The sequence below is a fragment of the Streptomyces flavofungini genome, from assembly GCF_041028215.1.
Lineage (GTDB): Bacteria > Actinomycetota > Actinomycetes > Streptomycetales > Streptomycetaceae > Streptomyces > Streptomyces flavofungini_B.
Genome location: NZ_JASKYR010000332.1, coordinates 1 through 7,742, shown reverse-complemented (window position 1 = coordinate 7,742; position 7,742 = coordinate 1). Strand labels below are relative to the sequence as shown.

Below are 7,742 nucleotides of genomic sequence, written 5' to 3'. Positions count from 1 at the left end.
GTCCGGTGGCGGTGAACATCTCGCCGGGGGCGGCGATGGCGCTGGGAGCGACGGTTTCGGCCTGGTGCTTGTTGTCCGGGTGGGAGATCCTTCCGGCGTGCATGAGCTGCGCGACGATCAGGCCCCCGGCCTGGTGCACGCCTTGAGCGACACCTCGCCAGGCTTCGATCTGTTCGGGAGTGTGCAGGCCGGGTGAGTTCATGTAGCCCTGTCCGACGGCGCTGGGCTGCACTCCCTCCGTGATGATCAGGCCGGCGGTCGCCCGCTGGGCGTAGTAGGTGGCCATGAGGTCGGTGGGGACGCCGTCCGGCGTGGCACGGTTGCGGGTCATGGGGGCCATGACGATGCGGTTGTTCAGCGTCCACTTGCCGATGGTGACGGGCTCGAAGAGGTCGTTCATGAAAGGTGGCTCCTGTGGGGATTCAGCATTCGTGACGGGGCACGAGGTGCGGGTTATGCGATGCGGCGCACGGCGACGACGGTGTCGGTGACCGTTGCGGTCTGTCCGTCGGGCCCGGTGGCGACGCGCTGGGGGGTGGCCAGGCGCTGGGGGATCCACTGCCCGGTGTCGAGGTCGAGGCCGTCGTAGATGTCCGCCGGGCTGGGGAAGTGGGTGTCGGGGTCGGTGTTCCATGCCCAGGGGCGTACCGAGCCGTGATCGACGATGAGGAGGATCCCGCCGGTGGCGAGCTGGTGGGCGGCGCGGCGCAGTATCTCGGCTCGCGGCAACGCGTAGGGCGTTTGCAGGTATTGGGCGGATACGAGGTCGAAGGCCCCGCTGGGGAACTCGGCTGCCAGATCGTGCTGTTGTGTCTCCACGCGTCCTTCGACGCCGTTGTCGGCGGCGAGTTGTGCGGTGCGGCGCAGCGCGGTGGGCGCGATGTCGACGGCGGTGACGTGCCAGCCGTGCGTGGCCAGCCACAGCGAGTCGCCGCCCTCGCCGCATCCCAGGTCCAGGGCGCGCCCTGGCGGCAGGTGTGCGGCGGTCTCGGCGAGCAGCGGATTGGCCGTGTTCTTCCAGACGCCGTCCTTGCCGCGGTAGAGGTGCTCCCAGAACCGGGCAGCGTCGCTGACGGCGTGGATCTCGCGTGTGAATTCGTCCATGGCGGCATGTCTCCTTCGAGTGACCTGGGTATGCGCGAGGGTCAGTGGACGGAGGGGGCGGCAGTCGCGGTGCCGGCAGCGCCCTTGGGGGACTTCACCAGGGTGATGAGAGCGACGAGTGCGGCTGCCAAGAGGACTCCGGCAACGATGGACGCAATGCGGTAGCCGTGCAGGAACGCTTCGAGCTGGAGGTTCTTGGCGGCTTCGCCGGGTGTAGTGGTGTGTGAGGCGAGGTAGCCGGTGACGGCCGAGATGTAGAGGGTGTTGAGAAGGGCGGGGCCCAGCGCTGCGCCGATCTGCTGGCTGGTGCTCAGGGCGGCGCTGGCGACGCCCGCATCGTGCGGATTGACGCCGGAGAGTGCGATGTTGGGGCCGGCGAGGAAGAAGAATCCGACGCCGACGCTGACCAGGATCTGGGTCGGCAGTACCTCACCGGTGTAGCCCGATGCGGCGTCCAGTCGGGTGAGCCAGAGCAGCCCTGCGGTGGCAAGCGTGGTGCCGACGGCCATGAGGAGCTTGGGGCCGTACCGGTTGACCAGAGGGGCGCCCAGGGTGGTGGTGGCAATGATGCCGATACTGAAGGGCAGGAACGCACAGCCCGCCTGTAGAGGCGTGTAGCCCAGATTGACCTGGAGGAAGTAGGTCATGAACAGGTTCATGCCGAACATGCCGGCGCCGATGAGGAGGTTGGCGAGGAATACGCCGGCGCGGGATCGGTCGAGGATCACCCGCAGCGGCAGCAGCGGGTGCGTACTGCGGTGCTCGACGACGACGAACGCGGTCAGCAGGACTACCGCAGTGCCGAGGAGCCCGAGCGTCGTCGGGTCCGTCCAGCCGCCGCCGTCCGCTGCCTGGGCAAATCCGTAGACCAGCGAGACGAGCCCGCCCGTCACCAGGACGGCTCCGGGGATGTCGTAGTGGCGGTCGCCCGCTGCGCGGCTTTCACGGACGTAGTGGCGGGCTGCGAGCACTGCGGCCAGAGCGATGGGGATGTTGATGTACATGCACCAGCGCCATCCTGCGTACTCGGTGAGGACGCCTCCCAGCAGCAGGCCCACCGCGCCGCCTCCGCCCTGGAAGGCACCGAAGATCCCGAATGCCTTGGCGCGCTCCTTCTGGTCGGTGAACGCGACAGTGATCAGGGAAAGTGCGGCGGGAGCGAGGACTGCGGCGAAAGCGCCCTGCAGGGCTCGTGCGGTGAACAGCGTGCCCGGGTTGGGGGCCAGGCCGCCGAGCAAGGAGGCGACGGCGAAACCGAGCAGGCCAAGGAGCAGCGCCTTCTTACGGCCGATGAAGTCGGCGATCCGGCCGCCGAGCAGCAGTAGTCCGCCGAAGGCCAGCGCGTATGCGGTGATCATCCACTGGCGGTTCGTGTCACTCATGCCCAGGTCGCTCTGGGCCTGGGGAAGGGCGATGTTCACGATGGAGACATCGAGGACAACCATGAGGGTCGCGACGGATGCCACGATCAGTGTCATCCACCGGTGTGGGTCGGCCGCTGCAGGGTCGGTCGCCGCGGTGGCGCGGCGAGCGGGGCTGGTCATCGGAGAGTTCTCCTGAACAAGTGGAGGATGTGTGCGGGGCGGCCGTGTGTGCCGCGTCAGATGGAGAGTGACCCTCAGCCCGGCAGGCTTGCAAAACCTCATGCCGTTTCGGCAATGTGAAGCCATGAAGAACATCGAGCAGGTCCTTACCGGCATCGGTCCGCGCCTGCGGGCACTGCGCCAGCAGCGCGGACTCACCCTGGCCGCGCTCTCCAAGACGACGGACATCTCAGAGAGCACGCTGTCCCGCCTGGAAGGCGGGAGCCGCAAAGCCAACCTGGAACTGCTGCTCCCCCTCGCAGCCGCCTACCAGGTGCCCCTCGACGATCTGGTCGGAGCGCCGGAGACCGGCGACCCACGCGTTCACCTGCGCCCCGTTACACGAGGCGGCATGACCTACATTCCGCTCAGCCGTCGCGCCGGAAGCCTGCACGCCCACAAGCTCGTCATCGCTCCGTCTGCGGGCGAGCCAGAGCTCAACGTCCACGAAGGCTACGAATGGATCTACGTCCTGGACGGCCGGCTGCGGCTTCTGCTCGGTGAGCGATCAGTAACTCTGGCACCAGGCGAGGTAGCGGAGTTCGATACACATGTGCCGCACTGGCTCGGGCCGGACGACGACCGGCCGGTCGAGCTGCTGATCATCTTCGGCAAGCAGGGCGAGCGGGCCCATCTCAAGGCTCACCCGGGCTAACGCACTGCACTCACTCGGCGTCCGGCAGCAGGGAATCGAGGCCGCGCCGTCGCACCCCCAGAACGCGTTCCGTGACCATCGCATCGCTCGCGGCACTGAATGGGCCGCCGGGCGGGGCCGCTCGCAGGCGCGCGACGGCCTCATCCGCATCCGCGTTGACAAGATCGGCGTTGATGGCGGCGGCTGCGGTCACCCCCTGGGACTGAGCCTGAGCAAGTCCCGCCATCAGATCAGCGACATTCCCAGCAACCCACACGCCCGCAACCTCGGTTGCTCCCATAGCGTCGGCGGGCACATAGGTACCCAAGCCCATCGGGTGCGGCACCGGGCTGATGCCCAGCCCCGCGAGGAGAGCGCTACGGGCAGCGAAGCGAGGGGCAACCACCAGCGCCTGCATGGGAATCAGCAGCCCAGAGTCGAGCCGGACACCGCTCAGTTTGCCGTCGGTGACCTCCACACCGGCCACCTCACCGTGCACGACCTCGATGCCGCGGGCGGCCAGCCGCTCCCACTGCTCCTCCTCGGGCTCGGGGCCGGTATGAAGAAAGAGAGTCACCCGGCTGGACCACTGACGGAACAGCAACGCCTGGTGCATCGAAGCAACTCCCGTGCCCAGCACACCGACAGAGGTGTCCTGGACCTCCCAGCCGTGGCAGTACGGACAGTGCAGCACATCCCTCCCCCACCTCTCGGACAGTCCCGGCAGCTCTGGCAGCTCGTCCGCCAGTCCGGTGGTGACCAGCAGGCGGCGGGCCCGGAAGACCTTGCCGCTCTCCGTCTCGACGCCGAAAAGCCCGTCTGCACGGGTCGCGTTCACAGCCCACTCCGAGACCACGACACCGCCGTACATCTGGACCTCCACCCGACCCGCGCGCAGCAATTCCAGGGGAGCCACCCCGTCGCGGGACAGCAGGCCGTGCGCTGCAGCAGCGGGCGCATTGCGGGGCTCTCCCGAATCGAGCACCAAGACAGAGCGCCGCGCTCGGGAGAGGGTCAGCGCCCCCGAAAGACCAGCGACTCCGCCGCCGATCACCAGCACGTCAAACACGTCAGAACCCAGATCGTTTGTCATGCCGAAACCGTGCGGCCCTCGCGCGCCGAACGCTATTCTTCGTGCCATTTCGGCAAGGAACACTCCCCTTGCCTGCCTCTATATTCAGGAAACACCGGAGTTCTGCGGCGCCGGGGCATCCGGCACGACGGCGAAGTAGTCACATGCTCGGCCGGACAAGTCCTAGGTGGCCGCCCGCTGCGACGTCGCGTGGATGGAGCCGAGCAGACTCAGGGCCTGGGCGCTGGCACTGCCCGACTCGGCCTGGTAGATGATGAGTTGCTGGCCGGGGGCGTCACGTACGTCGAAGGACTGGTACGTGAGGGTCAAGGCGCCGACATCCGGGTGCAGGAGGTGCTTGGCGTTCTGCGTCTTGCCGTGCACGGCGTGGGTCTTCCACAGACGGGTGAAGTCCGTGCTGCGCTCGGTGAGCGTCCGGACGAGTTCGTGCAGCCGGGGGCTGTCCGGGTCGAGTCCGGAGGCCTGGCGCAGGTGGCCCACCAGGATCGCGGTCGTGTCACCCCACCGCGTGTAGAACTGCCTGCCCGCCGGGTCGAGGAAGGCCATGCGGGCCAGGTTGTCCATCCGCTCGAAGGGTGAGTGCAGGGCCTCGGCCATGGCGTTGGCCGCCAGGACGTCCAAGGTCCGGTTGATGACGAACGCCGGGGCGCCCGGGTAGCCGTCCATGAGCTGGCGAAGGGCGGGGCTGACCCGGTCGGTGGTGTGGGTGAACTGGTTGACCGGCGCCGTCCCGGCGAGCTGGTGCAGATGCGCGCGGGCGTCCGCGTCGAGGCGCAGGGCGTGACCGAGCGCGTCGAGCACCTGGGCCGAGGGATGGCGTTCGCGGCCCTGTTCCAGGCGGGTGTAGTAGTCCGCGTTCACTCCGGCCAGGACGGCGACCTCCTCGCGGCGCAGGCCACTGACCCGGCGCAGGCCGTAACTGGCCATGCCGACGTCTTGTGGCTGAACGGCTGACCTGCGTGCGCGCAGGAACTCTCCCAGATGGTTGTCGGTCATGCCGTCAAGGTTAGGCCGGGGGCCCGGCCCACTGCCTGGGTGTGGTGCACCCAGGCAGTGGGCGTCCTGGTCGTACGCCCGTGACTTGCCCAGACTCGGTCGGGCAGGACGGCTGGCGCAGACAGCGCCCCGCCATGAAAGGACTCCGCACATGAAGAGCAACGCCAACGCCAACGACAATGCCAACGCCCGTGCCAACGCCCATGCCGACGCCGACGTGGTCGGGATGTGGGTGACCGCCGACGGTCACATCCGCCAGGAACTGCTGGCGAACGGCCGGTACGACGAGGCCCGGGGCAACCGGCGCAGCGCCTACACCGGCCGCTACACCGTCACCGGAAGCCACCTCGACTACGTCGACGACACGGGGTTCACCGCGACGGGCGACATTCGCGACGGCGTGCTCTACCACGAACATCTCGTGCTCTACCGGGAAGAGGCGGCTTCCCCATCCGGTACCGTAAGTGACATATCGTGACGTTATGCTAATAAAGCGGGTGAAATGTCATGAATGAGGGCGCGGAACGGGCCACCGGACCGCGCCGCCCGTCGTGGGCGGCGTGTGCCCTGGCCGTCGCAACGCTTCTCGGCTGTGCGCACCCCGCCTGGGCGGGCCCGCCGCCCGCCCAGGCCACGCGGGCGGCGCGCATCGCGGATGACGCCCCCGGCCACCGCACCGCACTGCGCGTCCTCGCCGCCGTCAACCGGTCCCGGGACAGGGCCGGTTGCGCCCCCGTGCATCTCAGCGTGGCGCTCACCAGGGCAGCCGAGTCGCACAGCGTGCACATGGCGCGCAACCGGCGGCTTTCCCACGCGGGCGCGGGGTCCAGCACGCCCGCCGAACGGGTGCGGGCCAGCGGGTACCGAGCCCAGCAGACGGCCGAGAACATCGCTGCGGGGCCCGACACCCCCGAAGCGGTCGTGGCCGCGTGGCTGGACAGCCCCTCTCACCGCGAAGCGATGCTCACCTGCGGTTTCACCCACGCCGGTGTCGGAGCGGCGGCCGGAGCCGTGCACTCCGGCGCCGGGCCCTGGTGGACGCTGGACCTCGCCGAGAGCCGTTGAAGGCGTACGGGGTCAGCCCTTGCGGGTCTTGATCTCTTCGGTGAGGGCGGGGACGACCTCGAAGAGGTCGCCGACCACGCCGTAGTCGACGAGGTCGAAGATCGGGGCCTCGGCGTCCTTGTTGATGGCCACGATGGTCTTGGAGGTCTGCATGCCCGCTCGGTGCTGGATGGCGCCGGAGATGCCGGAGGCGATGTAGAGCTGCGGGGAGACCGACTTGCCGGTCTGGCCGACCTGGTTGGAGTGCGGATACCAGCCCGCGTCCACCGCGGCACGGGAGGCACCCACGGCCGCGCCCAGGGAGTCGGCGAGGTTCTCGATGAGCGAGAAGTTCTCCGCGCCGTTGACCCCGCGGCCGCCGGAGACCACGATCGCGGCCTCGGTCAGCTCCGGGCGGCCGGTGGACTCCCGCGGGGTCCGCGCGGTGACCTTGGTGCCGGTGGCCTGCGCGGAGAACGTGACCTCCAGCGCCTCCACCGCTCCGGCGGCCGGAGCGGCCTCCACCGCGGCGGAGTTGGGCTTGACGGTGATGACCGGCGTGCCGCGGGTGATGCGGGACTTGGTGGTGTAGGAGGCGGCGAACACCGACTGGGTGGCCACCGGACCCTCCTCACCGGCCTCCAGGTCCACCGCGTCGGTGATGATCCCGGACTGCAGGCGCACCGCCAGCCGGGCGGCGATCTCCTTGGCCTCGGCCGAGGACGGCACCAGCACCGCCACCGGCGCGACCGCGGCGTGCGCCGCCTGCAGCGCGTCCACCTTGGGCACCACCGAATAGTCGGCGAACTCCGCCGCCTCGGCGGTCAGCACCCGCACCGCGCCGTGCTCGGCCGAGCRCGGCGCGGTGCGGGTGCTGACCGCCGAGGCGGCGGAGTTCGCCGACTATTCGGTGGTGCCCAAGGTGGACGCGCTGCAGGCGGCGCACGCCGCGGTCGCGCCGGTGGCGGTGCTGGTGCCGTCCTCGGCCGAGGCCAAGGAGACCGCGCGGACCCCGCGGGAGTCCACCGGCCGCCCGGAGCTGACCGAGGCCGCGATCGTGGTCTCCGGCGGCCGCGGGGTCAACGGCGCGGAGAACTTCTCGCTCATCGAGAACCTCGCCGACTCCCTGGGCGCGGCCGCCGGAGACCACGATCGCGGCCTCGGGGTCAACGGCGCGGAGAACTTCTCGCTCATCGAGAACCTCGCCGACTCCCTGGGCGCGGCCGTGGGTGCCTCCCGTGCCGCGGTGGACGCGGGCTGGTATCCGCACTCCAACCAGGTCGGCCAG

8 protein-coding genes and 2 pseudogenes are annotated in these 7,742 nt (G+C 69.4%); 4 read left to right on the top strand and 6 right to left on the bottom strand.

The features are described from left to right. From AB8Z36_RS22385 to AB8Z36_RS22375, 3 genes are all read right to left on the bottom strand, one after another. A partial coding sequence (locus AB8Z36_RS22385; RefSeq protein WP_440581969.1) for an oxidoreductase occupies positions 1–400 on the bottom strand: 400 nt, incomplete at its 3' end. A gap of 53 nt (positions 401–453) precedes the next feature. After that, complete coding sequence (locus tag AB8Z36_RS22380) at positions 454–1,104, bottom strand: class I SAM-dependent methyltransferase (protein WP_369215144.1); 651 nt, start codon at positions 1,102–1,104, stop codon at positions 454–456. 41 nt (positions 1,105–1,145) lie between these two features. Further along, positions 1,146–2,648: an MFS transporter gene (locus tag AB8Z36_RS22375; protein WP_369215143.1), complete on the bottom strand. Its 1,503-nt coding sequence runs from the start codon at positions 2,646–2,648 to the stop codon at positions 1,146–1,148. 124 nt (positions 2,649–2,772) lie between these two features. On the opposite strand from AB8Z36_RS22375, the gene AB8Z36_RS22370 reads away from it, so the two are divergent. After that, positions 2,773–3,342 (top strand): helix-turn-helix domain-containing protein, encoded by a 570-nt coding sequence (locus AB8Z36_RS22370; protein ID WP_037762577.1) that lies wholly within the window; start codon positions 2,773–2,775, stop codon positions 3,340–3,342. 10 nt (positions 3,343–3,352) lie between these two features. On the opposite strand, the gene AB8Z36_RS22365 is transcribed toward AB8Z36_RS22370, so the two are convergent. Beyond that, complete coding sequence (locus AB8Z36_RS22365; protein WP_369215142.1) at positions 3,353–4,414, bottom strand: NAD(P)/FAD-dependent oxidoreductase; 1,062 nt, start codon at positions 4,412–4,414, stop codon at positions 3,353–3,355. A gap of 162 nt (positions 4,415–4,576) precedes the next feature. Further along, a complete protein-coding gene (locus AB8Z36_RS22360; protein WP_369215141.1) occupies positions 4,577–5,410 on the bottom strand; it encodes a helix-turn-helix transcriptional regulator in 834 nt (277 codons plus the stop codon). 151 nt (positions 5,411–5,561) lie between these two features. On the opposite strand from AB8Z36_RS22360, the gene AB8Z36_RS22355 reads away from it, so the two are divergent. Both AB8Z36_RS22355 and AB8Z36_RS22350 read left to right on the top strand, forming a co-directional pair. Further along, positions 5,562–5,888 carry an Atu4866 domain-containing protein gene (locus AB8Z36_RS22355; RefSeq protein ID WP_369215140.1) on the top strand — a complete coding sequence of 109 codons (327 nt, stop codon included), beginning with the start codon at positions 5,562–5,564 and terminating at the stop codon, positions 5,886–5,888. Positions 5,889–5,917: 29 nt separating this feature from the next. Further along, complete coding sequence (locus AB8Z36_RS22350) at positions 5,918–6,475, top strand: CAP domain-containing protein (protein ID WP_369215139.1); 558 nt, start codon at positions 5,918–5,920, stop codon at positions 6,473–6,475. A gap of 12 nt (positions 6,476–6,487) precedes the next feature. Here AB8Z36_RS22350 and AB8Z36_RS22345 read toward each other — a convergent pair. Then, a pseudogene (locus AB8Z36_RS22345) lies at positions 6,488–7,321 on the bottom strand (electron transfer flavoprotein subunit alpha/FixB family protein); the annotation flags it as partial. A 40-nt stretch (positions 7,322–7,361) separates the two neighbouring features. On the opposite strand from AB8Z36_RS22345, the pseudogene AB8Z36_RS22340 reads away from it, so the two are divergent. After that, a pseudogene (locus tag AB8Z36_RS22340) lies at positions 7,362–7,742 on the top strand (FAD-binding protein); the annotation flags it as partial.